The organism is Streptomyces sp. PTY087I2 (assembly GCF_001687325.1).
Taxonomy (GTDB): Bacteria; Actinomycetota; Actinomycetes; order Streptomycetales; family Streptomycetaceae; genus Streptomyces.
The window spans coordinates 80,762-106,156 of the sequence record NZ_LZRD01000020.1 but is presented as its reverse complement, the minus strand read 5'-3'; the positions used below and the strand labels follow the sequence as shown (position 1 = coordinate 106,156).

Below are 25,395 nucleotides of genomic sequence, written 5' to 3'. Positions count from 1 at the left end.
CTCACCGCTCCTCCAGCCCGCGCGGGGTCAGCGCCAGTTCGGCCAGCGAGGCCAGCCAGTCCACCAGCAGCGCCAGTACCACCGTCAGCACCGAGCCGATGACCAGCACCGGCATCCGCTGCGTCTGGATCCCCGAGGTGATCAGGTCGCCGAGCCCGCCGCCCCCGCCGAACGTGGCCAGCGTCGCCGTGCCCACGTTCAGGACCAGGGCCGTACGGACGCCCGCCAGGATCAGCGGCACCGCGAGCGGCAGCTCCACCTTCAGCAGGACGCCCCGGCCGGACATCCCCATGCCACGCGCCGCCTCGATCATGTTCGGCTCGATCGCGCGCAGGCCCGCCACCGTGTTGGAGAGCACCGGCAGCACCGCGTAGATCACGATGCCGATGATCGCCGTACGCGGGCCGATGCCCAGCCAGATCACCAGCAGCGCCAGCAGACCGATCGCCGGGGTCGCCTGCCCGATGTTGGCCAGCGCCGTGAACGCCGGGGCCGCCTTCCGCAGCCGCCGCCGGGTCAGCGCGATACCGAGCGGGATCGCGATGATCAGCACCCAGAACGTCGAGATCGCCGTCAGCCGTACGTGCTGCCACCAGCGCAGCTGGACGTTCCCGCCGGAGAGGGAGTTCTCCGCGATCGAATCCAGATGGATGTTGGTGATCCAGACGTACGTGATGACCAGGACGACGGCCAGCACCGCCGGCAGGACCACCAGTTTCCGCCAGGTGATCCGGCGCTGCGGCGTGGCCGGGGCGGGGGAGGGGTCGCTCTCCTCGTCGTGGAACGCGTGGCCCTTGACGTCGTGTTCGCCCGGCGGCCGGGTCGGGGCGGCCGGGCCCTTGCCGGAGCCTGACTGATGGCTGGGGCTCATACTCCGCCGCCACCCCCCTCCAGCTCCTGCTCCGTCTGGTGGACGCGCTGCTCCTCCAGCTCGTGCTGGTGCTCCATCGCGGTCAGCCGGTCCGCCTCCAGCAGCTCCTGCACGTTGTCCATCAGCGTCTTCATGTCCACGACCCCGATGAACTCGCCGCGCCGCCCGGTCACCGCCACCCGGCCCCCGCTGTCCGTGAGCACCGCCTCCAGCGCGTCGTGCAGCGTGGCGTCCCGGGTCACCGTGTCGTGCACCAGCTGCCCGGCCCGCGCCAGCGAACCGCGCGCCCGCATCAGATCGCCGCGCCGCAGCCACTTGTACGGGCGGTTCCTGCGGTCCAGCATCAGCAGCTCGTTGTGCGGGCCGTTGCGCAGCTTGTTGAAGATCGTCTGGAGCGGATCCTCGACCGTCACCGTCGGGAAGTCCGCGATGCCCACATCCCGTACGCGCGTGAGATTGAGGCGCTTGAGGGCCGCGCCCGCGCCGACGAAACCCGAGACGAAGTCGTCCGTCGGGTTGGTCAGGATCGCCTCGGGGGTGTCGAACTGCGCGATGTGCGACCGCTCCCGCAGCACGGCGATCCGGTCGCCCAGCTTGATCGCCTCGTCGAAGTCATGGGTGACGAACACGATCGTCTTGTGCAGCTCGTGCTGGAGCCGGATCAGCTCGTCCTGGAGGTGGTCGCGGGTGATCGGGTCGACCGCCCCGAACGGCTCGTCCATCAGGAGTACGGGAGGGTCGGCGGCCAGCGCCCGCGCCACGCCCACCCGCTGCTGCTGGCCCCCGGAGAGCTGGCGCGGATAGCGGCCGTGGAACTCGCGCGGGTCCAGGCCCACCAGGTCGAGCATCTCCTCCACCCGGTCCTTCACCCGGGACTTGGACCAGCCGACCATCTTCGGGACCAGGGCGATGTTGTCCGCGACCGTCATGTGCGGGAAGAGCCCGGAGGACTGGATCGCGTAACCGATCTTGCGGCGCAGCTTCACCGGGTCGATGTCCGTGACGTCCTCGTCGTCGATCCGGATCCGGCCCGAGGTCGGCTCGATCAGCCGGTTGATCATCTTCAGGGTGGTGGACTTCCCGCAGCCGGACGGGCCGACGAAGATCACGGTCTCGCCCGCCTTGATCTCCATCGAGACGTTCTCGACGGCCGGGTTCGGGTTCCCCGGATAGCTCTTGGTGAGGTTCTCCAGCTGGATCGTGGCCCCGGAGGTGGCCGCGGTCCCCTCCGCCGTCACGGCCTCGGTCTCGGTCTCAGGCACGGATCCCCCTCGGGATGGTCAGCCGTCCCAGCAGGACGTACGCGGCGTCGAAGAGCAGGGCGAGGATGACGATGCCGAGCGTGCCCGCGAGAACCTGGTTGATCGCGTTGGCGCTGCCCAGCGAGGCGATGCCCCGGAAGATCTCGTTGCCGAGACCGGGCCCGGAGGCGTACGCGGCGATGGCGGCGATGCCCATCAGCATCTGCGTGGAGACCCGGATCCCGGTCAGGATCGGCGGCCAGGCGAGCGGCAGCTCCACCCGGAGCAGCCGCGCCGTGCGCGACATCCCGATGCCCGTCGCCGCGTCGACCAGCGACGGATCGACGCCCCGCAGCCCCACGATCGAGTTACGGACGATCGGCAGCAGCCCGTACAGCGTCAGGGTGATCACGGTCGGGGCGACACCCAGGCCGACCAGCGGGATCAGCAGACCGATCGCGGCGAGGGACGGAATGGTCAGGATCGTCGCCGTGGAGGTGATGGCCAGCGAACCGCCCCAGCCGCTGCGGTAGCTCACCACCCCGATGACCACACCCAGCAGGGTGGCGATGACCATGCACTGGAAGACCGCGCTGACGTGCTGGAACGCGTCCGTCAGGAGCTGCTGGTGGCGGGTGTTCAGATACTCCCAGAAGCTCACACGGCACTCCCTCGGCTCCGTCGATGTCGCCGAGCCCGAGGGCTCAGCCGGTGTCCTCGGCCGCCTGCTCCACCAGCGGGATGATCCGCAGCGGAACCGGGTTCTCCATGACGATCGCCGTGGAGGCCCGGACAATGCCATCAAATCCGACAACCCGGTCGATCACCCGCTGAAGATCGGCGTTGGAACGGGCGACGAGCCGGCACAGCATGTCGCCGTGGCCGGTGGTCGTGTGCAGCTCCAGCACCTCCGGTACGCCGCCCAAATGCGCTCGTACGACGGCCCCTTGGCCCTGTTTGATCTCCAGCGTGGCGAACGCGGTGACCGGGTAGCCGAGCGCCGCCGGGTCCACGTCCGGGCCGAACCCCCGGATGACGCCATTCGACTGAAGGCGGTCCAGTCGCGCCTGCACGGTCCCGCGCGCCACCCCCAGCCGCCGGGATGCTTCGAGGACGCCTATGCGCGGCTCACGCGCGAGCAGCACGATGAGCCGGCCGTCCAGATGATCGATCGCCATGGGCCCGCCTCCGATGGTCAGCCTGTACAGATAGCCCGGCCATCATGGCCATCCACTGCACATATTGACCAGTGATTGCGCGAACTATTGCGCACCTTGCGATGCGGGGAGAGTCTTCGAACATGACTGAGACTCTGCACACCAGCCCCGACACCGCAGCGCAGGCCGACCGCTTCCCGGTCAAGGGAATGGACGCGGTCGTCTTCGCCGTGGGCAACGCCAAGCAGGCCGCGCACTACTACTCGACCGCCTTCGGCATGAAACTCGTGGCCTACTCCGGACCGGAGAACGGCAGCCGCGAGACCGCGAGTTACGTCCTCACCAACGGCGCCGCCCGCTTCGTCTTCACCTCCGTGATCAAGGCTTCCACCGAGTGGGGCACCTTCCTCGCCGACCACGTCGCCGCGCACGGCGACGGTGTCGTCGACCTCGCCATCGAGGTCCCGGACGCCCGGGCCGCGTACGCGTACGCCGTCGAGCACGGCGCGCGCGGCATCACCGAGCCGCACGAGGTCAAGGACGAGCACGGCACGGTCGTCCTCGCCGCCATCGCCACGTACGGCAAGACCCGCCACACCCTGGTGGAGCGCTCCGGCTACGACGGCCCCTACCTCCCCGGCTTCGCCGCGGCCAAGCCGATCGTCGAGCCGCCCGCCAAGCGGACCTTCCAGGCCATCGACCACTGCGTCGGCAACGTCGAGCTCGGCCGGATGAACGAGTGGGTCGGCTTCTACAACGAGGTCATGGGCTTCACCAACATGAAGGAGTTCGTGGGCGACGACATCGCCACCGAGTACTCCGCCCTCATGTCGAAGGTCGTCGCCGACGGCACGCTCAAGGTCAAGTTCCCGATCAACGAGCCGGCGATCGCGAAGAAGAAGTCGCAGATCGACGAGTACCTGGAGTTCTACGGCGGCGCGGGCGTCCAGCACATCGCGCTCGCCACCAACGACATCGTCTCCACGGTCCGCTCGATGCGCGCCGCCGGTGTGCAGTTCCTGGACACCCCCGACTCGTACTACGACACCCTCGGCGAGTGGGCCGGCGAGACCCGGGTGCCGGTCGAGACCCTGCGCGAGCTGAAGATCCTCGTCGACCGCGACGAGGACGGCTACCTGCTCCAGATCTTCACCAAGCCGGTCCAGGACCGCCCGACCGTCTTCTTCGAGATGATCGAGCGCCACGGCTCCATGGGCTTCGGCAAGGGCAACTTCAAGGCCCTGTTCGAGGCGATCGAGCGCGAGCAGGAGAAGCGCGGCAACCTCTGACCTGCGCGGACGGGGGCAGAACGCCGCCGCGGCCCGGGGCAGTACCCCGGACCGCGGCGGCGTTCGCCGTTCACGGCTTCCGCTTCACGGACTCTTCGACTCGGAGGGCGCTGTGGAGGGTGACCCGGTGGGCGACGGGGACGTCTCGGCGGCCGTACGGGACGGAGCCGGGGCCGGGGCCTCGGGCTTCTTCTCCTGCTCCGGCTTCGGCTCCCGCGTCGGCTCCTGTTCCGGCTTCGGCTCCGGGGCCGACGGCGGAGGCGGCGGCTGCATATCGCCCGGTCCGCCCGGCGGCGGCTCGCCCAGCGCGTCCAGCGCCTCCCGCGCCAGCGGCGCGGCGAGCGGCGAGAAGGCCGGGTTGGTGCGCACGGCCTGCTCCAGATTCCGGCGCGCCGGACCGTAGTCCGCCAGCTCCCGCTGGATCGCGCCGAGGTGGTACGCGTACGAGGCGTTCCGCACGCCCGTGTCGGCGGCCCGCTGCGCGTACTCCAGGCCCTCCTCCGACTTGCCCGCCCGGTGCAGCGCCCAGCCCAGCGCGTCCGCCACCGCCGCGCTGCGGTGCTGCCCCCGCCACTGGGCCCGCAGCAGCTCCACCGCCGCCTCCGGGTCCCCGTGGTCGGCCTCGAACCGGGCCAGCACCAGGGACTCGTCGACCCCGTCCTTCTTCGCCGCGGCCACCATCTCCCGCAGCTTCGCGTACTGGGTGCGGGCGTCCCCGTCCAGCCCCAGCGACGCGTACAGCTCGCCCAGCTCCAGCGCGTACTGCGGGCGCGGAAGCTGTTCCAGCGCCCGCTGGTACGCGGCCACCGCCTCGTCGGTGCGGTCCAGTGCCGCCAGGGCCCGGGCCCGGCCCGCCAGCGAGGCGTGCTGACCGGCGTCCGTGCGCAGCGCCGCGTCGAACTGCGCCACCGCCTCCTCCGGCTCGCCCCGCTCCCAGGCCAGCTCGCCGAGCCGGTGCAGCGCCTCGGCCTTCTCGGCGGGCTGCGTCGCCCGGTCCGCCGCCTCCCGGGCGGCGGCCAGCGCGTCCTCGCGCCAGCCGTTGCCCCGGTAGAGGTCGGCGGTGCGGGCCAGCGCGGGAACGCCCTTGCGCAGCTCGGCGAACTTCTCCGTCGCCGCGGTCGCCGCCTTCCGGTCGCCGAGCCCGGTGTAGGCGTCGATGAGGACCGGGTACACGCTCCAGGTACTCGGCTGCTGCTTCTTCACCGTCTCGCCCCACCGCTTCCCCGCGAGGAAGTCGTGCCGGGCGTTGGCCAGGGCCGCCAGACCCACCCACGCCTCCCCGTTCCCGCGCTCGCCCGGCTGCGCCTCCAGCGAACGCTTCAGGGCCTCTTCGGCCCGGGCGTAGTACGCCGTGTCCGCCGAACGCCGCGCCCACTCCACGTACGCCGTACCGAGCGTCGCCAGGGACGGGGCGTCCTTCGGGTGCGACTCCACCCACTTCTGCCGGTCCCCGATCAGCGCGGTGAGGTCCGAGAGCGAGGCCGGGGACCCCGCGGTCGCCGCCGCCTCGGCCCGCTCGACCGGGCCCGGCTCCTTCGGCCGCTCGTCCCCGTCGTCCACCGCCACCAGCGCCCCGGCCAGCAGCACCCCGGCGGCCACCGCGCCGACCGCGGCCCGGCGCAGCGTCGTCCGCAGGGTGGGCGGCGGCGGGGGCAGCGCGGTGGCGCCTTCGGCGGGCATCGCGTAAGGGTCCGGCGGGGACGGCTCGGGCGTCCGGCCGGAGTCCGGGTCCTGCTGCGGCATGACATCCATGGCCATCACTCTGCGTCAGTCATACGAGCACACCGCGCCTTGGGATCGCCCCCCGCCCACGGGTTCACACCATTGGCCCCGGGTGACACGCTTGGATCATGAGCGATCTCCTCGAACGGCTGCGCGCGGGACTGCCTCCCGAGGCGCTGATCACCGATCCGGACGTCACCGCGTCCTACGCCCACGACATGGCGAGCTTCTGCGAGGCCGGCACCCCGGCCGTCGTGGTGCTCCCGCGCACGGTCGAGCAGGTCCAGCACGTCATGCGCACCGCCACCGCGCTGCGCGTCCCCGTCGTCCCGCAGGGCGCCCGTACCGGCCTGTCCGGCGCGGCCAACGCCTCGGACGGCTGCATCGTGCTCTCCCTGGTGAAGATGGACCGGATCCTGGAGATCAGCCCGGTCGACCGGATCGCCGTCGTCGAACCGGGCGTCGTCAACGCGGTGCTCTCACGCGCGGTGAACGAACACGGTCTGTACTACCCGCCGGACCCCTCCAGCTGGGAGATGTGCACCATCGGCGGCAACATCGGCACCGCGTCCGGCGGCCTGTGCTGCGTGAAGTACGGGGTCACCGCCGAATACGTGCTGGGCCTGGAGGTCGTCCTCGCCGACGGGCGGCTCCTGACCACCGGCCGCCGCACCGCCAAGGGCGTCGCCGGGTACGACCTGACCCGGCTCTTCGTCGGCTCCGAGGGCAGCCTCGGGATCGTCGTCAAGGCCGTCCTCGCGCTCAAACCGCAGCCGCCGCAGCAGCTCGTCCTCGCCGCCGAGTTCCCCTCGGCGGCCACCGCCTGTGACGCCGTGTGCCGGATCATGGAGCGCGGTCACACCCCGTCACTCCTCGAACTGATGGACCGTACGACCGTGCGTGCCGTCAACGCGATGGCCTCCATGGGCCTGCCCGAGACCACCGAGGCGCTGCTCCTCTGCGCCTTCGACACCCCGGACCCGTCGGCCGACCTCGCCGCCGTCGGCGAGCTGTGCACCGCCGCCGGGGCCACCGAGGTGGTCCCCGCCGACGACCCGGCCGAGTCCGAACTCCTCCTCCAGGCCCGCCGCATGTCCCTCACCGCCCTGGAGACCGTCAAACCCGCCACGATGATCGACGACGTCTGCGTACCGCGCTCGCAGCTCGGCGCGATGCTCGCGGGCACGGCGGCCATCGCCGACGCGTACGACCTCACCATCGGCGTCTGCGCCCACGCGGGCGACGGCAACACCCACCCCGTCGTCTGCTTCGACCCCCAGGACCCCGACGAGTCCCGCCGGGCCCGCGAGTCCTTCGACGCCATCATGGCGCTCGGTCTCGAACTCGGCGGAACCATCACCGGCGAACACGGCGTCGGGGTCCTCAAGAAGGAGTGGCTCGCCCGCGAACTGGGGGAGACCGGCGTCGAACTCCAGCGTTCCATCAAGGCCGCCTTCGACCCGCTCGGTCTCCTCAACCCCGGCAAGCTCTTCTGATCCCCGCTTCTCGGGGAGGCCCTCACGCCTCACCGTCCTGGGACGGCGACTCGTCCGCCGCCCACGGGTCGCTCAGCCACAGGTCGTCGGCCGGCAGCGGGGCCAGCAGCTCCGCCAGCGCCTCGTCCATCCCGAGCCGGTCGCTCTCGGTGCCCGGCGGAACCACCCGCAGGGTCCGCTCCACCCAGGCGGCCACGGCGGCCGACGGCACCTCCAGCAGGGCGTTGCCGTCGGGGGACGTGAGGGCCACGCAGATGACGCTGCGGCCCGCGACCTTCGTCGGCCAGATCCGCACGTCCCCGTGCCCGCACGGCCGGAACACGCCCTCCACCAGCAGCTCCCGGGCGAACGTCCAGTGCACGGGCGACTCGGAGCCGATGTGGAAGGCGATGTGCACGGCGTACGGGTCGTTCGTGCGGTACGTCAGCCGGGCGGGCACCGGGATGGACCGCTCGGGGGACAGGACCAGCTTCAGCTCCAGCTCACGTTCCACGATGCTCATCATCGAAATGCACGACCTTCCGGTGCTCATGGGCCGGTCCCGTGACCGTCCCGCACAAGGAGAGAGCGCCCTCCCCGCCACCTATTACGCGACTTCGGGAAAAAACTTCGGGCAGTTCCGAAAGCCGTCCCGAACCCGTCCCGCAACCCGTCTCGAAAGGGGGCCCAAACAGGTGGACGGGCCCGGGGGCGGGCGGCTGTCTGATAGATGTGGACCCTTGTATTGAGGCCGTCCGCCCGCCCGGCGGGGACGGCCTGAGGCCTCGAAGAGATACGGGACCCGCTGATGAGCGCGCCAACTCCGGCACCCGGTGACGAAAGCCCCCGCGAGGGCTACTACCCCGACCCCTCCATCCCCGGCTACGTCCGGTACTGGAACGGCGCCTCCTGGGTCCCCGGTACGAGCCGGCCCGCGCCCGGGCAGACCGGACCGGCCGCGACCGCCCCCGCCCCGGCGGCCGGTGCGCAGAGTGCGCCGGTGGAGGAGACCGGGCCGATCTTCTTCGACGAGGAGGAGGGCCTCCAGGGCGGCGAGGGGGCCCCGCCCGGCTCCGGAGCACCCGCCGCGGGGCCCGCTGACGGCGCGTCGGTCTGGCAGGCGGACGCCGCGCGCCAGAACGGGTTCGGCGGCGAACGGGACCGCCGGGTCGAGTGGGGCGGACCGGCCCAGGAGCCCGCGGGCCCCGGTCCCGGGCACCCGTCGCCGCCGGCCGACCCGAGGGCGCCGCTGGCCCAGGACCCGACCGGCGGCGCGCTGCCGGGGATGCGGGAGGGCGGCGGCCGGCCCGCCGAGGAGTCCGGGGTACGTCCTCCGACGGACGGGACGGTCACGATCCGCGCGGTGGGACCCCGGTCGAACGCGGTACGGGGCGGCGCCCCGGCGGCCGGTGACGTACCGCCCGGTCCGGCCCCGTCGAACGCCGTTACGCCGCAGGGGCCGCAGAACGTGAGCCCGGCGCAGAACGTGAGTACGGCGCCGAACGTGAGCCCGGCGCAGAACAGCCTCGCGCAGGCCCCGACGCCCCACGCCCTCTCGGCGCAGGCTCAGCCGTCGGCTCCCGCGCCCGCCCCGGCTCCCGCCCCCACCCCCGTAACCACGCCGTCCCCCGACCCCGGGCCGTCGGCGGCCCTGCACACGCCCCTGACGCCCGGTCCGGGCGGCGGCTCGGCCTCCTGGGCGCAGCAGGTCCACCGACTCGCCCAGCCCGAACCGCAGCAGCAGCTGCCCCACCAGCAGCAGGGACCGGCGGCGGGCGCGGACCAGCCCGTCGTGCCGTGGAAGCCGCCGGTCGACGACCCCTTCCAGCAACTCGCCCGCAACCAGGCTTCCGCCCGCCCCGCCGGGCTCGGCAAGCGGTTCGCCGCCCGGCTCGTCGACAACCTCGTGCTCGGCGCGGTCGTCGGGGCGGTGGCCGTCCCGCTGTCGGTGCGGGCGCTCGACCACATCGACCGGAAGATCACCGCGGCGAAGGAGACGGGGGAGACCGTCACCGTCTGGCTGCTGGACTCCACCACCGGGGCCCTGCTGGGGGCGCTGCTCGCCGCGTTCCTGCTCCTCGGCTTCCTCCTGGAGGCCCTGCCGACGGCCAAGTGGGGCCGGACGCTGGGCAAGAAGCTCTTCGGGCTCGACGTACGGGACATCGAGTCCCATGACACCCCGTCCCTGGGAGCGGCCCTGCGCCGCTGGCTCGTCTACGGCGTGCTGGGGCTGCTCGTCCTCGGTGTGGTCAACGTCCTCTGGTGCCTGTTCGACCGCCCGTGGCGCCAGTGCTGGCACGACAAGGCCGCCCGTACGTTCGTGGCCGGCTGAGCGGGCCGAGCCCGGCTGAGCGGGGCTGGCGAACCGCGTTCCGCCGCTCACTTATCGGAAAAGCTGGCCGGGCGGACGGCGACATGCCGGTCTAGACTCGTATGCCGCCCCGTGTCCCCCGAACGCCCCTGAGCCGTTGCGGGCCCCGGTGGTGCGGGATGCACTGCCCCCATGAGCAACGACCAGCCGACGCCCGGCCAGCCGCCCGAGGACGACGATCCGTTCCTCAAGAAGCCGCAGGAGCCCCCGCCGCCGTCCGACGGTCAGCCGTACGGCAGTGCTCCGCCGCCCCCTCCGCCGCCGCCCCCGCCGAACGATCCGTACGGCAGCGGCGGCGGGTTCGGGGCGCCCGATCCGCTCGCCGGGATGCCGCCGCTCGCCGAGCCGGGCAAGCGGATCCTGGCGCGGCTCATCGACTTCCTCATCATCTCGATCCCGCTGTATCTGATCTCGCTGCCCTGGGGCGGCGCGGTCGACGTCAACGGGGACGGTGACGACGGGTTCGGCGACGCGGTCGCCAGCGGGTACAGCGGGCACCAGCTGCTCTGGTCGATCATCGGCCTGGTGGTCTACGTCGCCTACGACACCTACTTCACCCACAAGGACGGCCGCACGCTGGGCAAGCGGCTGCTGAAGCTGCGCGTGGCGATGCTCAACGACGGGCGGGTGCCCGACACCGGCGCGGCGCTGATGCGGGCGGTCGTGCTGTGGGCCCCGGCGCTGCTCTGCTGCCCGTGCCTGTGGTGGCTGATCAACATCGTGCTGATGTTCACCGACAAGCCCTACCGGCAGGGGCTCCAGGACAAGGCGGCCAAGACCGTCGTCGTGGTGGCCCGTTAGCGGTCTCCGGTCAGCGGCGCAGCGAGTGCTGGCCGGCCCGCGCCGCCGGACGCGCGGACGAACGCGCCGCCGGAACCCGCTCCCCGGCCCCGATGCCCTCCAGGGCGTGGTGCGTCCGGGCGGCGGCCGAGGCGGTCGTGGTCCGTCCGGTCCCCTCCGCCGTCCGGTGGCCGGGGAGCGGCAGGCGTACGGCGACCAGGAGGCCGAGGGCCAGCGCGATCGTGCCGGCGGCGGCCACGCCCACGCCGGACTCCGTGCGGAACAGCAGCAGCAGGGCGAGCGTCGTTGCGACGACGGTGGCCGAACCGTAGGCGAACTGTGCGGCAGTCGGACGCGGCATGACGTATTCCGTCCTCGGGACGTCGGATGGGCGGGCGGCGTTGGGCGCGGTCGTGCACGCCGAACGACCCTACGACGGTGGATGCCCGACCGGGACCGGTGGTAAGCGTGACCTAACACACGGTACCGGTGCACTGGGGGCGCACGGAGTCACGGCTCTCACCAACCGGACAGCGTGGCGCGCCTGTTGGAGCGTCCGGCCGGACGGATCCGGGCCGGTCGCCGTTCCTTTGCCGTTCCCATGCCCTTCTCATACCGTCCGTATACCGGAAGACCACTCCGCATAGTGCACTTGGCCTGTTCAAGTCAAGGTCTGTCTTTTCTCTCATAACTCCGATCGAATGTCGTCACTTGTGACGCGTTTACGCGCGCGGCCCTCTCCATACCCCCCTGGCCGCTGCGCGGACGCCCGGGGAGGACTGCTTCAAGTGACCAATCAGAGACGGGCGCTTCGCGCCGCCGCCGTTGTCGTGGCCATGGCCGCGACCGCTGCGACGGCGTCGACCTTCGCCACCGCCCAGGCGCATGACAGCTCATCAGGTTCCGGTGTCTCCACCGTCGACCGCCGTGACCCGGCGCCGGCCAAGGGGCATGTGGAGCACAACCTGGAGGGCCCCTTCAGCGAGCAGCAGGCCGCCCAGCGCGAGGCCGCGCTGGAGCAGGTGCTGGCCGGGGACAAGAAGGTGGCGAACAAGAGCGGCTCCAAGGTCGTCAAGCTCGGCGACAAGAAGTACGTGGAGCTCGGCCGGGAGAAGACCGACAAGATCTTCACCATCCTGCTGGAGTTCGGCGACGAGGTCGACGACACCACGATGTACGACCCGGACGGCGACGGTCCCAAGCCGCCCGTCAAGAAGTACGGCGGCACCCCGGGCCCGGCGCACAACGAGATCGCCAAGCCGGACCCGAAGAAGGACAACAGCACCGCCTGGAAGTCCGACTACAACCAGGAGCACTTCCAGGAGCTCTACTTCGGCGAGGGCAAGGGCGTCAACTCGCTCAAGACCTACTACGAGAAGACCTCCTCGGGCCGCTACTCGGTCGAGGGCGAGGTCTCCGACTGGGTCAAGGTCCCCTACAACGAGGCCCGTTACGGCTCCAACTACTGCGGCCAGTCCAACTGCGCCAACGTGTGGGACGCGGTCCGCGACGGTGTGAACGCCTGGGTCGCCGACCAGAAGGCCAAGGGCCGCACCGACGCCGAGATCAAGGCGAACCTGGCCGAGTACGACCAGTGGGACCGCTACGACTACGACGGCGACGGCAACTTCAACGAGCCCGACGGCTACATCGACCACTTCCAGCTGGTCCACGCCGGCGAGGACGAGTCGGCCGGCGGCGGCGCCGAGGGCGAGAACGCCATCTGGGCGCACCGCTGGTACGCGTACGGCACCAACGCCGGTGCGACCGGCCCCGAGAACAACAAGGCCGGTGGCGCCCAGATCGGCGACACGGGCATCTGGGTCGGCGACTACACCGTCCAGCCCGAGAACGGCGGACTGGGCGTCTTCGCCCACGAGTACGCTCACGACCTCGGTCTGCCGGACCTGTACGACACCTCCGGCGGCGGCGAGAACTCGGTCGGCTTCTGGTCCCTGATGTCGGCGGGCTCCTGGCTCGGCACCGGCAAGGGCGAGATCGGCGACCTGCCCGGCGACATGACCTCGTGGGACAAGCTCCAGCTCGGCTGGCTCGACTACGACAAGGCCAAGGCCGGCAAGACCTCGCTGCACAAGCTGGGCGTCTCGGAGTACAACACCAAGAACCCGCAGGCACTCGTCGTCGAGCTGCCGGAGAAGGCCGTCACCACCACCGTCGTCAAGCCCGCCGAGGGCTCGAAGCAGTGGTGGAGCGACATGGGCGACGACCTGTCGAACACCCTGACCCGCTCGGTCGACCTGACCGGCAAGTCCAAGGCCACGCTGGACCTTTCGGGCTGGTACGACATCGAGGCCGACTACGACTACCTCTACACCGAGGTGTCCGACAACGGCGGCACCAGCTGGACCGCGCTCGACGGCACCGCCGACGGCAAGGCCATCCCGCGCGACGCCAGTGACAAGCCGGCCCTGACCGACGTCTCGGGCGACTACAAGAAGCTCTCCTTCCCGCTGGACGCCTACGCGGGCAAGAAGATCGACCTCCGCTTCCGCTACCAGACGGACGGCGGCGCGGGCGGCAAGGGCTTCGCGGCCGACGAGATCACCATCACGGCCGACGGCGCCGAGCTCTTCGCGGACAACGCCGAGGGCGACGACAACGGCTGGACCGCCAAGGGCTTCTCGCGGATCGGCGAGTCCTTCACCCAGGACTACCCGCAGTACTACATCGCGGAGAACCGCCAGTACGTCTCGTACGACCAGACGCTGAAGGTCGGCCCGTACAACTTCGGCTTCTCCACCACCCGTCCGGACTGGGTCGAGCACTACGCGTACCAGACGGGTCTGCTGGTCTGGCTCTGGGACACCTCCCAGAAGGACAACAACACCTCCGTCCACCCGGGCCAGGGTCTGATCCTGCCGATCGACGCGCACGCCAAGCCGCTCAAGTGGAAGGACGGCTCGCTCCTGCGCAACAAGATCCAGCCGTTCGACGCCCCGTTCAGCTGGTACCCGAACAAGGGCTTCACGCTCCACAACGCGGACGTGCCGCTCTACATCAAGCCCAGCCTGGGCAACCCGGTCTTCGACGACCGCAAGGGCACCTACTGGTACAAGGAGAACCCCACGGGCAGTGTCAAGGTTTCTGACACGAACACCCGCATCTCCATCGTCCACGAGCCCCTGGACGGTCAGACCATGACCGTCCTGGTCAGCCCCTCGGGCCGCTGATCAAGTAAAACCGCAGGTCAAACCATGATCGGCCGTCGCCCTCTAGCGGGCGGCGGCCGATCGTGTTTAGGTGCGTCTTGTTCACATCCTTATTGACACGACGTCTCACGGGGGAGCGTGGAGCATGGCTGGCGGAGGTTTTTGCAGGTTGCCGAACGGCACGGTGGTGGTCGCCCTGACCCTCACCAGACCGGCCGACGGCACGGGATCCTGCGGCGGTACGGGAGCCGGGCCCGGGGCCCCGGTACGGGTGCTGGTGCACGCGGCGAACCGGGCGCGCGCCCTGACCAGGCTGCGCAATCTGGGGCTGCGGGCGGTCTATCTGCGCGGCAACGACCGGCCGCCGACGCCGGACGAGGTCACGGCGGTGCTGCACCATCCGGACGGCCTGCTGTGGCGGGCCGCCCCGCAGCCGGACGGGGCCGGTGTCCGGCCGCCGGCCCTGGGGCATCAGGCGGCCGCACCGGTGTCGTCGTGCCAGGAGCTGTGGCACCCGATCAGGGCGCTGCTGGGCCCCGGCGGGTACGCGGGACCGGCCCGCCCGGCCGCGTAGGGCCCGGACGGGCTCGGCCCGAGAGACTGGGTTACGACGCGACGACGGGCGTGCCGGAGAGCTTCACGCCCGCCGTACGCAGCTCCGCCAGGGCCCGTTCCGTGGTGGCCCCGGAGACGCCCGCGGTCAGATCGAGCAGTACGTGCGTGACGAAGCCCTCACGGGCCGCGTCCAGCGCGGTGGCCCGGACGCAGTGGTCGGTGGCGATGCCGACCACGTCGACCTCGGTGACCTCGCGGTCGCGCAGCCACTGGGCGAGGCCGGTCCCGTTCTCGTCGGAGCCCTCGAACCCGCTGTACGCGGCCGAGTACGCCCCCTTGTCGAACACGGTGTCGATGGCGCCGGAGGCGACGGCGGGCGCGAAGTTCGGGTGGAAGCCGACGCCCTCCGTACCGGCGACGCAGTGCACCGGCCAGGAGTCGACGTAGTCCGGGTTCGGCGAGAAGTGGTCGCCCGGGTCGATGTGGTGGTCGCGGGTGGCGACCACATGGCGGTAGGCGGGCTGGGCGTCACCGATCAGGTCGGTGATGGCGGCGGCGACGTCGGCACCACCCGTCACCGCGAGGCTGCCGCCCTCGCAGAAGTCGTTCTGAACGTCCACGACGATCAATGCGCGGTGCATGGCGGGTGTCCTTCGGTGGGGATGGAGCGGCGGGCCCGGCGGCCCCGGGTGTCCGGAGTCTCCGGGGTTCCCGGGGTCTCCGGGAGGGTGCCGAGGGTTCGAGCCTAGGCACTGGAACGTCACAATCAAGCCCCGTCCGCGAAACCCCCGGTTGCGGACCGGGCCGGTCCGGGGGCCGGGGCGTACCCGGACCGGCCCCGGCGCGTACCCGGTCCGGCCGTCGGGCGTGCAAGCGGGCCGGGCCCCGGGCGCGTACCCGGGGCGTAACCGGGCCGGCCGCCGGCCGGGCGGTGGTCCAGGACCAGCCCGGCGGCGGCCCGGGACCGGACTCCGGCGGTCCGCCCGGGCGGACCGCCGGGTCGGCGTCCGGGCGGGCGGGCCGCCCGGGGCAGGCCAGGCCCGGCTCAGGCGTACTCCGTCGGAATCACCGGCTCGCCCCGTGACAGCTGGATCGCTGACATCGGCAGTCCGGCGCGCGCGGCCACGTGCCGGTCCCGGATCGTGTCCAGCGGCTCCCGGGCGATCACCTCGCCGCCCCGCACCAGCTCCGCCAGCAGCTGCCGGTCGGCCAGCTCCTCGGGGACCGGGCCGGTGCCGATCACCTCGGCCTCGGCGACGCCGTGCTCGTCGGTCCGGCGCGCGGCCCACTTGCGACCGCCGACCGACGACTTCGCGCCGAGCGACTTCTTGGCCACCGGCACCAGCGGCGCGTCCGGCTCCGCCGAGCCGGCGCGGGCCACCAGCTTGTAGACCATCGAGCAGGTGGGGTGCCCGCTCCCGGTGACGAGCTGGGTGCCGACCCCGTACGCGTCCACCGGCGCGGCCGCCAGCGAGGCGATGGCGTACTCGTCCAGGTCCGAGGTCACCACGATCTTCGTGCCCGTCGCCCCCAGCTCGTCCAGCTGCTGCCGCACCCGGTGCGCGACCAGCAGCAGATCCCCGGAGTCGATCCGTACGGCGCCCAGCTCGGGCCCCGCGATCTCCACGGCCGCCCGGACCGCCTCGGTCACGTCGTACGTGTCGACCAGCAGCGTCGTGCCCCGGCCCAGCGAGTCCACCTGCGCCCGGAACGCGTCCCGCTCGCTGTCGTGCAGCAGGGTGAACGCGTGCGCGCTCGTGCCGACCGTCGGGATCGCCCAGCGGAACCCCGCCGCCAGGTCGGAGGTGGCGTCGAAGCCGCCGACGTACGCGGCACGGGCCGAGGCGACCGCGGACAGCTCGTGGGTGCGGCGGGCGCCCATCTCGATCAGCCGGCGGCCCCCGGCGGCGGCCGACATCCGCGAGGCCGCGGCGGCGATCGCGGAGTCGTGGTTGAGGATGGAGAGGATCACCGTCTCCAGCAGCACGCACTCGGCGAAGGACCCCTCCACGCGCAGGATCGGGGAGCCGGGGAAGTAGACCTCGCCCTCCGGGTAGCCCCAGATGTCGCCGCTGAAGCGGTAGCCCGCCAGCCATTCGAGGGTCGGCTCGTCGACGATCTCCTGCTGGCGCAGGAAGCCGATCATCTCGTCGTCGAAGTGGAAGTTCTCCACCGCGTCCAGGACCCGTCCGGTGCCCGCGACGACGCCGTAGCGCCGCCCCTCGGGGAGCCGGCGGGTGAACGCCTCGAAGACCGAGTGCCGGTCGGCGGTGCCGGCCTTGAGGGCGGCCTGCACCATGGTCAGTTCGTACTGGTCGGTGAAGAGCGCGGTTGACGGAACGCCGACCCGCCGACCGAGGTCCGCTGTGTTCATGGCTGGGATGCTACCCCCTATTCGTCAAAGTGACGAGATGTGGGGTCCGTTTGTGCGCCGGGCCCGCCCGGGTGGCAGCATGGGACAGGTGAGCGTTGCTACCCCGCTAGAGATCGAACGTCCCGATTCGGCCGAGGAGACCTTCGCGGTCCCCGAGCCGGACGTCCCGTGGGTGACGCTCGTCCACAACGACCCGGTCAACCTCATGAGCTACGTGACCTATGTCTTCCAGGCCTACTTCGGCTATCCGAAGGACAAGGCCCACCGGCTCATGCTGGACGTGCACCAGAAGGGCCGCGCCGTCGTCTCCAGCGGGAGCCGCGAGGAGATGGAACGCGACGTCCAGGCCATGCACGGTTACGGGCTGTGGGCCACCCTCACCCAGGACCGCAACTAGTCACCCTTCAGGGCCCTGCCCCGCCGCCTTTTCAGGGCTCTGCCCCGCCACCCGCCCCGTTCGACCCACCATCGGAGAATCCATGGCCGGCCATTTCGAGGCCACCCCAGGCGGCGGCGCGGCCGTCGCGCTCGACGAGGTCGAGATCTCCATCCTGCGCTCCCTCGCCGTCCAGCTGCTGGAGCTGATCGGCCCCGGCGACCAGCCCGCCGACGGCGAGGACCCGCTCGCCGCCCTCTTCGCCGAGGGCCCCAGCAAGCCGCCCACCGACCCGGCGCTCGCCCGGCTCTTCCCCGACGCCTACGGCGGCCCTGGCGGCCCCGGCGGGCCCGAGGGATCCGCCGGGGCCGGCAAGCCGGAGGAGGAGCAGGAGCTGCGCGAGCGGTCCGCCGAGTTCCGCCGGTTCACCGAGATGGACCTGCGCTCCGGCAAGCGCGACGACGCCCTCGCCGTCGTTCGCACCCTGGACGCGCTCTCGCCCGCCCCGGACGGCGGTGCCGTCCTCACCCTCACCGGCGACGAGTGCCTGAGCTGGCTCCGCTCCCTCAACGACCTGCGCCTGACCATCGGCACCCGGTTGGAGGTCTCCGACGAGGACCAGGGCGAGGAGGGCTCGCTCTACCGGCTCCCCGACACCGACCCGCGCAAGCCCATGGTGATGGCCTACCTCTGGCTCGGCGCCCTCCAGGAATCCCTGGTCGAGACCCTGATGCCGTAGGCAGCCTCCGGAAAAGAGGAGCCGCTCACCCAGCCCGGGTGGGCGGCTCCTGTTCGCTCAACGGACGCTCAGATCCGAGTAACGATCACCCCAAGTCATTCGGGTCATTCGTTCCCGGCAGGGCCTTTCATCCCCTTTTGCCTGTGATGTGCGCCACAAAATGTCCCACGGTGTCCCATGACGGCCGTGATAAATCTTCACGACCGCCCGGGGACGCCACCCCTGTTTCCCGGGGGCGCTGCACACCGGCCGAACGCCGGTCGCACTCCATCCATATCCGGGGGGATCAGGACCTGATCCGCAGCCTTGTACGGCGCGGATCGGCGTGGAGAAAGGCGCACCACCATGACATCGGCGCACGTCGACGAGGGACAGGTCGACAAGGGTCAGCCCGGCGGAAATGCCGGGGACGCCGGAACCAGTGGCGAGGGATACCAGCGCGGTCTGGGAGCTCGCCAGATTCAGATGATCGCCATCGGCGGAGCCATCGGCACCGGGCTCTTCCTCGGCGCGGGCAAAGCCATCGACCGGGCCGGGCCCAGCCTCATCCTGGCCTACGTCATCGCAGGTCTGGTCATCTTCTTCATCATGCGGGCGCTGGGCGAACTGCTCATGTACCGCCCGGTCTCGGGCTCCTTCTCGGAGTACGCCCGCGAATTCATCGGCCCGTTCTTCGGGTTCGTCACCGGCTGGACCTACTGGCTGTTCTGGGTGGTCACCGGAATCACCGAAGTCACCGCAGCGGCCACCTATATGACGTACTGGTGGAACATTCCGCAGTGGCTGTCCGCCCTGGTGTTCACCGTCATTCTCTACGGCGCCAACCTGATCTCCGTGAAGCTCTTCGGTGAGCTGGAGTTCTGGTTCTCCATGGTCAAGGTCACCGCCATCATCGGCATGATTCTGATCTGCGCGGGCGTTCTCACCGTCGGTTTCTCCGACGCCGGAGACACCGCGACCGTCTCCAACCTCTGGAACGACGGCGGATTCTTCCCCAACGGCATCACCGGCACCCTCATGACGCTCCAGATCGTCATGTTCGCCTTCCTCGCCGTGGAGCTCGTCGGCGTCACCGCCGGGGAGTCCAAGGACCCCAAGACCGTGCTGCCCAAGGCCATCAACACCGTGCCGTGGCGCATCGCCGTCTTCTACGTCGGCGCACTGATCATGATCCTGTCGGTCGTGCCGTGGTCCACCTTCAAGCCCGGCGTCTCCCCGTTCGTGAAGGCCTTCGAGGAGATGGGGCTCGGTATCGGCGCCGCCATCGTCAACTTCGTCGTCCTCACCGCGGCGCTCTCCTCCTGCAACTCCGGCATGTACTCCACCGGCCGCATGCTCCGCGACCTCGCCCTCAACGGCCAGGGTCCCCGCGCCTTCACCAAGCTGACGAAGAACGGCCTGCCGCTGGTGGGGACCACGTTCTCCGCCGCCCTGATGCTCGTCGGCGTGTGGATCAACTACCAGTGGCCGGGCGAGGCGTTCAACTACGTCGTCTCCTTCGCGACCATCTCCGGCATGTGGGCCTGGATCATGATCCTGATCAGCCAGATCCGCTACCGCCGCCAGGCCGACGCCGGTCTCCTGCCGCAGTCATCGTTCAAGGCCCCCGGCGCCCCGTACACGAGCTGGTTCGCGCTCTGCTTCATCGGCATGGTCATCGTGATGATGGCGATCGACAAGGACGCCCGGATCTCGCTCTACTGCGCACCGCTGTGGGCGCTCATCCTCTTCGTCTCCTACCGGGTGCTCCAGTCGCGCACCCCGGAGGAGGAGAAGGCCACGACCGAGACCCGCTGAGCCGAGGGCTCGCTGACGCGCTGCCCCGCAGACCCTGGGGCCGGGAGCCGGTCTCACCGGCCCCCGAAACCCCACCGACCCCGAGGGCGGGCCCCACGACCACCCTCCTCCCGGACCGCCCCCGGCCGCCCCAAAGGCCGACGGCGTCCACCATGCGGGCCCCCGCGTACCACCCACCGGTACGCGGGGCCCGCCTGCTTATCCTGGCGCCATGCTGACCATCACCCAGGCGCTCTACGACCAGATCGTCGCCCACTCCCGCGCCGACCACCCCGACGAGGCGTGCGGAGTGGTCGCGGGCCCGGCCGGGACGGACCGCCCCGAGCGCTTCATCCCGATGCTCAACGCCGCCCGCTCGCCCACGTTCTACGAGTTCGACTCGGCCGACCTCCTCAAGCTCTACCGCGAGATGGACGACCGCGACGAGGAACCCGTGATCGTCTACCACTCGCACACGGCGACCGAGGCCTACCCCTCCCGCACCGACGTGACGTACGCCAACGAGCCCGGCGCCCACTACGTCCTGGTCTCCACCGCCGACACCGACGGCTCGGGCCCCTTCCAGTTCCGCTCGTACCGCATCGTGGACGGCGAGATCACCGAGGAAGACGTGCAGGTCGTCGAGGCGTACTGAGCCCCCGGGCGCCGCGCGGAGCCCCCGGACCGGTCTGGCACACTGCACCCCGAACCCATCAAGGCGGCAGGAACCAGGAAGCCGGTGCGAATCCGGCACGGTCCCGCCACTGTGACCGGGCCCCCTCCCGTACGGACTCCGACTCCGTGCCGGAGGGCGGCCCGGAAGCCAGGAACTGGCCCGCCGCCTTCTCCGCATCGACCAGGGGACGCGGAAATCCCCCGGAGAGGCCCCGCCATGTCCCGGCGCACCCCCGCGCTCATAGCCGCCGCCGTGCTGCTCCCGCTCGCCCTCACCGCCTGCTCCACCTCCGAGAGCACCGACGCCAAGCCCGAGGCCGCGGCGAAGGGCGAAGGTTTCCCGTACACCGTCAAGAACTGCGGGGTCACCACGACGTACAAGGCCCCGCCGAAGCGCGTGGTCACCATGAACCAGCACGTCACCGAGATCATGCTGGAACTGGGCCTGAAGAGCTCCCTCGTCGGCACCGCCTACCTCGACGACCAGGTCCTGCCGAAGTACGCGAAGGACTACGCCGCCGTTCCCGTCCTCGCCAAGGAGTACCCCTCCTACGAGCAGGTCCTCGCCGCCAACCCCGACTTCGTCTACGGCGGCTACGGCAGCGCCTTCACCGCGGGCGACGGCCGCGGCCGCGAGGCGTTCAAGAAGGCCGGCATCGAGACCCGCCTCAACGCCGAGAGCTGCACCAAGGGCGACCAGCCCATGGACACCCTCTACGAGGAGATCCGCGAGGTCGGCCGCACCTTCGGCATCAGCGACCGCGCCGAGGCCTGGATCAAGCAGGCCAAGGCCGACAACGCCGCGACCGCGAAGAAGCTGGCCGATCTGAAGCCCGTCTCCGTCTTCGTGTACGACAGCGGCGACAAGACCGCCTTCACCGCGGGCGGCGAGGGCATCGGCAATGAGCTGATCGAACGGGCCGGCGGCACCAACGTCTTCGCCGACCTCGACAAGCCCTTCGGCGATGCCTCCTGGGAGAACGTCGTCGACCGGAGGCCCGAGGTCATCGTGATCTACGACTACGGCTCCACCACCGTCGGACAGAAGAAGAAGCGCCTCCTCACCGACCCGGCCCTCGCCGACGTCCCCGCCATCAAGAACAAGCGCTTCGCCGTCATGCCGTTGTCCGACGCGGTCCTCGGCGTCCGCGTCCCCGCCGCCGTCGACAAGCTCGCGGCCCAGCTCCACCCGGAGGCGGGCAAGGCGGCCACCACCCCGTGACCTGCCGCGCCACAGCTCCTCGGCGTCCGCTCGGTTACGTCCTGGTGCTCGGCGGCCTCGCCGCGCTCCTGGCCGTCTCCGTACTGGCCGCCCTCGCCCTCGGCTCCGTCCGCATCCCGCCCGGCCAGGTGCTCGACATCCTGACCGGGCGGGCGGAGGCGAGCCCGTTCCGCACGATCGTCCTGGACGTGCGGCTGCCCCGGGTCCTGCTCGGCATCGTCGTCGGCGCCGGACTCGCCGTCATCGGCACCGTCCTCCAGGCCCTCGTCCGCAACCAGCTCGCCGACCCGTTCCTCCTCGGCGTCTCCTCCGGGGCCTCCACCGGCGCGGTCCTGGTCATCGTCCTCGGCATCGGCGCGTCCCTCGCCACCACCATCACGATCCCCGCCGCCGCCTTCACGGGCGCCCTGCTCTCGCTGCTGCTCGTCTACACCCTGGCGCGCGGCGGGGGCGGCCTCACCACCAACCGGCTCGTCCTCGCCGGGGTCGCCGTCTCCTACGTCCTCTCCGCCCTGACCAGCCTGATCCTGGTCACCTCCGCCCGCGCCGACCACCTTCAGGAAGTCCTCTACTGGACCCTCGGCGGCCTCGGCGCGGCCCGCTGGGACATGCTCGCGCTCCCCGCGATCACCCTGGTCGCCGGCACCGCCGTCCTCCTCACCCTGGCCCGCCCGCTCGACCTGCTCCTGGTGGGGGAGGAGGGCGCGACCGTCCTCGGCCTCGACACCGCCCGCTTCCGGGCCGCCGTCTTCGTCCTCGCCTCCCTGATGACCGGGGTGCTCGTCGCGTACAGCGGGGCGATCGGCTTCGTCGGCCTGATGGTCCCGCACATGGCCCGGATGGCCGTCGGCGCCGCACACCGCGCGCTGCTCCCGGTCGTGGCGCTGGGCGGCGCGGTGTTCCTGGTCCTCGCGGACCTCGCCGCCCGCACGCTCGCGGCCCCGCAGGACATCCCGGTCGGGGTGCTCACCGCGCTGACTGGCGGCCCGTTCTTCCTCTGGATGCTGCGGCGCAAGCCCGAAGGAGCACCCGCATGAGGCGCGTACGCCCCGGCCGGGGGAGCACCCGCATGAGGCGCGCCGGAAGGAGCGCCCGCGTGAGGCCCTTTCCCGTCCGGAGCGCCCGCACCACGACCGTACGCACGGCTGAGGGAGCCCGCCCATGACCACCCTGCGCACCGAAGGCCTCTCGTACGGGACCGGCGAGGGCCGCCATCTCGTCGACGCCGTCGACCTCACCGCCGCCGACGGCGAGACCGTCGGCCTCGTCGGCCCCAACGGCAGCGGCAAGACCACGCTCCTGCGCTGCGTCTACGGCACCCTGCGCCCCACTCACGGCCGCGTCCTCCTCGACGGCGACGACCTCGCCGCCCTCCCCGTGAAGGCCCGCGCCCAGCGCATCGCCACCGTCCCGCAGGACGGCCACGCCGGATTCGAGCTCACCGTCGGCCAGGTCGTCGCGATGGGCCGCGCCCCGCACAAGCGGTTCTGGGAGGCGGACAACGCGGCCGACACCGAGCTCGTCACCGACGCCCTGGCCCGGGTCGGGATCGCCGCGCTCGAACCCCGTACGTTCGCCTCCCTCTCCGGCGGCGAACGCCAGCGGGCCCTGGTCGCCCGCGCCCTGGTCCAGCAGCCCTCGCTGATCGTCCTGGACGAGCCGACCAATCACCTGGACATCCGCTACCAGCTGGAGATCCTCTCCCTGGTCCGCGAACTGGGCACCACCAACCTCCTCGCCCTGCACGACCTCAACCTGGCCGCGTACTACTGCGACCGCCTCTATGTCCTCAAGGACGGCCGGGTCGTCGCCTCCGGCACCCCGGAGGAAGTCCTCACGGCGGAGCTGCTGGGCGAGGTGTACGGCGTGGCCGCCGAGGTCAGTACCCACCCGAAGACGGGCGCCCCCACGGTCGTGTACGTCCCGGAGGGCCCCGGACGCCCCGCGCGGTCCACATAGCGACCATCGACCATCCACGATGTGGGATCACACTCGGGTTTCCGTACAGGGAATCGATACGATGCCCGCATGGTTCCCCATGACGTGAGCAACAAGACGCCGGGCACGCTGCTCGTCGCGCGGCTGCACGTCGACCTGTGCAGGCTCGCGAGCGCGATCTGTCCCCCGCCCGCAGCCTGACCGCGAGCCGCACGGCCTGAGCCGCGGTCCGCGCGAGCCCCACCCGTACGCGCCACGCACCACACCCCCCGCGCGGGGAAGAAACGCGCGCCCCACGCCACCTCCTCCACGCTTTCGACAGGAGCCCACGCCATGGCCATCGAGGTCCGCATCCCGACCATCCTCCGCACCTACACCGACGGCGCGAAGGCCGTCGAAGGCAACGGGGACACCCTCGCCGACCTCTTCGCCGACCTGGAGAGCCGCCACACCGGCATCCGTGAGCGCATCGTCGACGGCGAACAGCTCCGCCGTTTCGTGAACGTCTACCTCAACGACGAGGACGTCCGCTTCCTCGACGGCATCTCCACCAAGCTCAGCGACGGCGACAACGTCACGATCCTCCCGGCCGTCGCCGGCGGCATGCGCTGATGCGGTACGACTCCCCGCTGGCGGCCGTGGGGAACACCCCCCTCGTCCGCCTCCCGCGGCTGTCCCCGTCCGAGGACGTCCGTATCTGGGCCAAGCTGGAGGACCGCAACCCCACGGGCTCGATCAAGGACCGCCCGGCGCTCCACATGGTCGAACAGGCCGAGAAGGACGGCCGGCTCACCCCCGGCTGCACGATCCTGGAGCCCACCAGCGGCAACACCGGCATCTCGCTCGCCATGGCGGCCAAGCTCAAGGGCTACCGCATCGTGTGTGTCATGCCGGAGAACACCTCCCAGGAACGGCGCGACCTGCTCGCCATGTGGGGAGCCGAGATCATCTCCTCCCCGGCCGCGGGCGGCTCCAACACGGCGGTCCGCGTAGCGAAGGAACTGTCGGCCGAGCACCCGGACTGGGTGATGCTCTACCAGTACGGCAACCCGGACAACGCGGGCGCCCACTACGCGACCACCGGCCCGGAGATTCTCACCGACCTCCCGTCCATCACGCACTTCGTCGCGGGCCTCGGCACCACGGGCACCCTGATGGGCGTGGGCCGCTACCTCCGCGAGAACCGCCCGGGTATCCAGATCGTCGCCGCCGAGCCGCGCTACGACGACCTGGTCTACGGCCTCCGCAACCTCGACGAGGGCTTCGTCCCCGAGCTGTACGACGCTTCGGTCCTCACCACCCGCTTCTCGGTCGGCTCGGCCGACGCGGTCACCCGCACTCGCGAACTCCTCCAGCAGGAGGGCATCTTCTCGGGCGTCTCCACCGGCGCCGCGCTCCACGCGGCGATCGGCGTGGGCAGGAAGGCGGTCAAGGCGGGGGAGAGCGCGGACATCGTCTTCGTGGTGGCGGACGGCGGCTGGAAGTACTTGTCGACGGGCGTCTACACGGCGGAGACGACGGAGGCAGCGATCGAAACGTTGCAGGGCCAGCTCTGGGCGTAGGCCCGAGCTGCACTGTCCGGCCCGCCCGGGCATTCTCAGCCTTTCCGGGCGCCAACCCAGCCCGTCCGGCGTTTGAGGACATCCTTCAAGCTCGGTCCGGGC

Annotated in this window: 25 protein-coding genes and 1 riboswitch; of the genes, 16 read left to right on the top strand and 9 right to left on the bottom strand. The window is 71.1% G+C overall.

Annotation, left to right across the window (positions count from 1 at the left end; translation table 11 throughout):
• Position 1: 1 nt before the first annotated feature.
• Genes A3Q37_RS22860 through A3Q37_RS22845 form a run of 4 tightly spaced genes read right to left on the bottom strand, consistent with a single transcriptional unit; the run spans position 2 to position 3,290 of the window.
• On the bottom strand, positions 2-871 hold the full coding sequence (locus tag A3Q37_RS22860; RefSeq protein ID WP_065487497.1) for an ABC transporter permease: 870 nt from the start codon (positions 869-871) through the stop codon (positions 2-4).
• The gene (locus tag A3Q37_RS22855; protein ID WP_065487496.1) at positions 868-2,133 is read right to left on the bottom strand and encodes a betaine/proline/choline family ABC transporter ATP-binding protein; all 1,266 of its coding nucleotides are present in this window, start codon (positions 2,131-2,133) and stop codon (positions 868-870) included. Before A3Q37_RS22855 ends, A3Q37_RS22860 begins: the two co-directional genes overlap by 4 nt.
• Complete coding sequence (locus A3Q37_RS22850) at positions 2,126-2,773, bottom strand: ABC transporter permease (RefSeq protein ID WP_065487495.1); 648 nt, start codon at positions 2,771-2,773, stop codon at positions 2,126-2,128. Before A3Q37_RS22850 ends, A3Q37_RS22855 begins: the two co-directional genes overlap by 8 nt.
• A 43-nt stretch (positions 2,774-2,816) precedes the next feature.
• On the bottom strand, positions 2,817-3,290 hold the full coding sequence (locus A3Q37_RS22845) for an Lrp/AsnC family transcriptional regulator (RefSeq protein ID WP_032785294.1): 474 nt from the start codon (positions 3,288-3,290) through the stop codon (positions 2,817-2,819).
• A 122-nt stretch (positions 3,291-3,412) separates the two neighbouring features.
• On the opposite strand from A3Q37_RS22845, the gene hppD reads away from it, so the two are divergent.
• Positions 3,413-4,558, top strand: a complete 1,146-nt coding sequence (gene hppD, locus A3Q37_RS22840) for a 4-hydroxyphenylpyruvate dioxygenase (RefSeq protein WP_030591796.1) — start codon at positions 3,413-3,415, stop codon at positions 4,556-4,558.
• 84 nt (positions 4,559-4,642) lie between these two features.
• Here hppD and A3Q37_RS22835 read toward each other — a convergent pair whose 3' ends face one another.
• A complete protein-coding gene (locus A3Q37_RS22835) occupies positions 4,643-6,310 on the bottom strand; it encodes a lipopolysaccharide assembly protein LapB (RefSeq protein ID WP_065487545.1) in 1,668 nt (555 codons plus the stop codon).
• A 98-nt stretch (positions 6,311-6,408) separates the two neighbouring features.
• On the opposite strand from A3Q37_RS22835, the gene A3Q37_RS22830 reads away from it, so the two are divergent.
• Positions 6,409-7,776 carry an FAD-binding oxidoreductase gene (locus tag A3Q37_RS22830; protein ID WP_065487494.1) on the top strand — a complete coding sequence of 456 codons (1,368 nt, stop codon included), beginning with the start codon at positions 6,409-6,411 and terminating at the stop codon, positions 7,774-7,776.
• A 22-nt stretch (positions 7,777-7,798) separates the two neighbouring features.
• Here A3Q37_RS22830 and A3Q37_RS22825 read toward each other — a convergent pair whose 3' ends face one another.
• The gene (locus A3Q37_RS22825; RefSeq protein WP_065487493.1) at positions 7,799-8,281 is read right to left on the bottom strand and encodes an SsgA family sporulation/cell division regulator; all 483 of its coding nucleotides are present in this window, start codon (positions 8,279-8,281) and stop codon (positions 7,799-7,801) included.
• 282 nt (positions 8,282-8,563) lie between these two features.
• On the opposite strand from A3Q37_RS22825, the gene A3Q37_RS22820 reads away from it, so the two are divergent.
• Both A3Q37_RS22820 and A3Q37_RS22815 read left to right on the top strand, forming a co-directional pair.
• Complete coding sequence (locus A3Q37_RS22820) at positions 8,564-10,087, top strand: RDD family protein (protein WP_065487492.1); 1,524 nt, start codon at positions 8,564-8,566, stop codon at positions 10,085-10,087.
• A 171-nt stretch (positions 10,088-10,258) separates the two neighbouring features.
• Positions 10,259-10,927 (top strand): RDD family protein, encoded by a 669-nt coding sequence (locus A3Q37_RS22815; RefSeq protein ID WP_065487491.1) that lies wholly within the window; start codon positions 10,259-10,261, stop codon positions 10,925-10,927.
• 10 nt (positions 10,928-10,937) lie between these two features.
• Here the strand turns inward: A3Q37_RS22815 and A3Q37_RS22810 are convergent, their stop codons facing one another.
• On the bottom strand, positions 10,938-11,267 hold the full coding sequence (locus tag A3Q37_RS22810; protein ID WP_065487490.1) for a hypothetical protein: 330 nt from the start codon (positions 11,265-11,267) through the stop codon (positions 10,938-10,940).
• A gap of 427 nt (positions 11,268-11,694) precedes the next feature.
• Between A3Q37_RS22810 and A3Q37_RS22805 the strand changes: the two genes are divergently transcribed.
• Positions 11,695-14,097 (top strand): immune inhibitor A domain-containing protein, encoded by a 2,403-nt coding sequence (locus tag A3Q37_RS22805; RefSeq protein WP_079137937.1) that lies wholly within the window; start codon positions 11,695-11,697, stop codon positions 14,095-14,097.
• A 124-nt stretch (positions 14,098-14,221) separates the two neighbouring features.
• Positions 14,222-14,650 carry a hypothetical protein gene (locus tag A3Q37_RS22800; RefSeq protein ID WP_065487489.1) on the top strand — a complete coding sequence of 143 codons (429 nt, stop codon included), beginning with the start codon at positions 14,222-14,224 and terminating at the stop codon, positions 14,648-14,650.
• 31 nt (positions 14,651-14,681) lie between these two features.
• Here the strand turns inward: A3Q37_RS22800 and A3Q37_RS22795 are convergent, their stop codons facing one another.
• Both A3Q37_RS22795 and A3Q37_RS22790 read right to left on the bottom strand, forming a co-directional pair.
• Positions 14,682-15,272 carry a nicotinamidase gene (locus A3Q37_RS22795; RefSeq protein ID WP_065487488.1) on the bottom strand — a complete coding sequence of 197 codons (591 nt, stop codon included), beginning with the start codon at positions 15,270-15,272 and terminating at the stop codon, positions 14,682-14,684.
• A 404-nt stretch (positions 15,273-15,676) separates the two neighbouring features.
• Positions 15,677-17,005, bottom strand: coding sequence for a nicotinate phosphoribosyltransferase (locus A3Q37_RS22790; RefSeq protein WP_065487487.1), 1,329 nt, complete (start codon positions 17,003-17,005; stop codon positions 15,677-15,679).
• A 79-nt stretch (positions 17,006-17,084) separates the two neighbouring features.
• On the opposite strand from A3Q37_RS22790, the gene clpS reads away from it, so the two are divergent.
• The 10 genes from clpS to A3Q37_RS22745 all read left to right on the top strand — a co-directional run bounded on the left by clpS (position 17,085) and on the right by A3Q37_RS22745 (position 25,293).
• Positions 17,085-17,402, top strand: a complete 318-nt coding sequence (gene clpS / locus A3Q37_RS22785) for an ATP-dependent Clp protease adapter ClpS (RefSeq protein WP_065487486.1) — start codon at positions 17,085-17,087, stop codon at positions 17,400-17,402.
• An 82-nt stretch (positions 17,403-17,484) separates the two neighbouring features.
• Positions 17,485-18,120, top strand: a complete 636-nt coding sequence (locus A3Q37_RS22780; protein ID WP_065487485.1) for a DUF2017 domain-containing protein — start codon at positions 17,485-17,487, stop codon at positions 18,118-18,120.
• A gap of 345 nt (positions 18,121-18,465) precedes the next feature.
• Entirely contained in the window at positions 18,466-19,917 is a 1,452-nt protein-coding gene (locus A3Q37_RS22775) for an amino acid permease (protein WP_065487484.1), read from the top strand.
• Between the two features lie 211 nt (positions 19,918-20,128).
• Entirely contained in the window at positions 20,129-20,551 is a 423-nt protein-coding gene (locus A3Q37_RS22770) for a Mov34/MPN/PAD-1 family protein (protein WP_065487483.1), read from the top strand.
• A gap of 71 nt (positions 20,552-20,622) precedes the next feature.
• Positions 20,623-20,729, top strand: a riboswitch (cobalamin riboswitch).
• A 59-nt stretch (positions 20,730-20,788) separates the two neighbouring features.
• Positions 20,789-21,793, top strand: coding sequence for an ABC transporter substrate-binding protein (locus A3Q37_RS22765; protein WP_065487482.1), 1,005 nt, complete (start codon positions 20,789-20,791; stop codon positions 21,791-21,793).
• Positions 21,790-22,830, top strand: a complete 1,041-nt coding sequence (locus A3Q37_RS22760) for an iron ABC transporter permease (RefSeq protein WP_065487481.1) — start codon at positions 21,790-21,792, stop codon at positions 22,828-22,830. Before A3Q37_RS22765 ends, A3Q37_RS22760 begins: the two co-directional genes overlap by 4 nt.
• A 124-nt stretch (positions 22,831-22,954) precedes the next feature.
• A complete protein-coding gene (locus A3Q37_RS22755; RefSeq protein WP_065487480.1) occupies positions 22,955-23,752 on the top strand; it encodes an ABC transporter ATP-binding protein in 798 nt (265 codons plus the stop codon).
• 69 nt (positions 23,753-23,821) lie between these two features.
• Positions 23,822-23,932 carry a putative leader peptide gene (locus tag A3Q37_RS38360; RefSeq protein ID WP_369691467.1) on the top strand — a complete coding sequence of 37 codons (111 nt, stop codon included), beginning with the start codon at positions 23,822-23,824 and terminating at the stop codon, positions 23,930-23,932.
• Positions 23,933-24,064: 132 nt separating this feature from the next.
• Positions 24,065-24,343: a MoaD/ThiS family protein gene (locus A3Q37_RS22750; RefSeq protein WP_006124874.1), complete on the top strand. Its 279-nt coding sequence runs from the start codon at positions 24,065-24,067 to the stop codon at positions 24,341-24,343.
• Positions 24,343-25,293 carry a PLP-dependent cysteine synthase family protein gene (locus A3Q37_RS22745; protein ID WP_065487479.1) on the top strand — a complete coding sequence of 317 codons (951 nt, stop codon included), beginning with the start codon at positions 24,343-24,345 and terminating at the stop codon, positions 25,291-25,293. The genes A3Q37_RS22750 and A3Q37_RS22745 overlap by 1 nt, the downstream gene beginning before the upstream one ends.
• Positions 25,294-25,395: the final 102 nt, after the last annotated feature.

What these genes read in the sequence shown, in the direction of transcription:
- A3Q37_RS22860 (WP_065487497.1), bottom strand. Translation starts at nt 871, where the DNA reads ATGAGCCCCAGCCATCAGTCAGGCTCCGGCAAGGGCCCGGCCGCCCCG.
- A3Q37_RS22845 (WP_032785294.1), bottom strand. Translation starts at nt 3,290, where the DNA reads ATGGCGATCGATCATCTGGACGGCCGGCTCATCGTGCTGCTCGCGCGT.
- hppD (WP_030591796.1), top strand. Translation starts at nt 3,413, where the DNA reads ATGACTGAGACTCTGCACACCAGCCCCGACACCGCAGCGCAGGCCGAC.
- A3Q37_RS22835 (WP_065487545.1), bottom strand. Translation starts at nt 6,310, where the DNA reads ATGGATGTCATGCCGCAGCAGGACCCGGACTCCGGCCGGACGCCCGAG.
- A3Q37_RS22830 (WP_065487494.1), top strand. Translation starts at nt 6,409, where the DNA reads ATGAGCGATCTCCTCGAACGGCTGCGCGCGGGACTGCCTCCCGAGGCG.
- A3Q37_RS22825 (WP_065487493.1), bottom strand. Translation starts at nt 8,281, where the DNA reads ATGATGAGCATCGTGGAACGTGAGCTGGAGCTGAAGCTGGTCCTGTCC.
- A3Q37_RS22820 (WP_065487492.1), top strand. Translation starts at nt 8,564, where the DNA reads ATGAGCGCGCCAACTCCGGCACCCGGTGACGAAAGCCCCCGCGAGGGC.
- A3Q37_RS22815 (WP_065487491.1), top strand. Translation starts at nt 10,259, where the DNA reads ATGAGCAACGACCAGCCGACGCCCGGCCAGCCGCCCGAGGACGACGAT.
- A3Q37_RS22810 (WP_065487490.1), bottom strand. Translation starts at nt 11,267, where the DNA reads ATGCCGCGTCCGACTGCCGCACAGTTCGCCTACGGTTCGGCCACCGTC.
- A3Q37_RS22800 (WP_065487489.1), top strand. Translation starts at nt 14,222, where the DNA reads ATGGCTGGCGGAGGTTTTTGCAGGTTGCCGAACGGCACGGTGGTGGTC.
- A3Q37_RS22795 (WP_065487488.1), bottom strand. Translation starts at nt 15,272, where the DNA reads ATGCACCGCGCATTGATCGTCGTGGACGTTCAGAACGACTTCTGCGAG.
- A3Q37_RS22790 (WP_065487487.1), bottom strand. Translation starts at nt 17,005, where the DNA reads ATGAACACAGCGGACCTCGGTCGGCGGGTCGGCGTTCCGTCAACCGCG.
- clpS (WP_065487486.1), top strand. Translation starts at nt 17,085, where the DNA reads ATGGGACAGGTGAGCGTTGCTACCCCGCTAGAGATCGAACGTCCCGAT.
- A3Q37_RS22780 (WP_065487485.1), top strand. Translation starts at nt 17,485, where the DNA reads ATGGCCGGCCATTTCGAGGCCACCCCAGGCGGCGGCGCGGCCGTCGCG.
- A3Q37_RS22775 (WP_065487484.1), top strand. Translation starts at nt 18,466, where the DNA reads ATGACATCGGCGCACGTCGACGAGGGACAGGTCGACAAGGGTCAGCCC.
- A3Q37_RS22770 (WP_065487483.1), top strand. Translation starts at nt 20,129, where the DNA reads ATGCTGACCATCACCCAGGCGCTCTACGACCAGATCGTCGCCCACTCC.
- A3Q37_RS22765 (WP_065487482.1), top strand. Translation starts at nt 20,789, where the DNA reads ATGTCCCGGCGCACCCCCGCGCTCATAGCCGCCGCCGTGCTGCTCCCG.
- A3Q37_RS22755 (WP_065487480.1), top strand. Translation starts at nt 22,955, where the DNA reads ATGACCACCCTGCGCACCGAAGGCCTCTCGTACGGGACCGGCGAGGGC.
- A3Q37_RS38360 (WP_369691467.1), top strand. Translation starts at nt 23,822, where the DNA reads ATGGTTCCCCATGACGTGAGCAACAAGACGCCGGGCACGCTGCTCGTC.
- A3Q37_RS22750 (WP_006124874.1), top strand. Translation starts at nt 24,065, where the DNA reads ATGGCCATCGAGGTCCGCATCCCGACCATCCTCCGCACCTACACCGAC.
- A3Q37_RS22745 (WP_065487479.1), top strand. Translation starts at nt 24,343, where the DNA reads ATGCGGTACGACTCCCCGCTGGCGGCCGTGGGGAACACCCCCCTCGTC.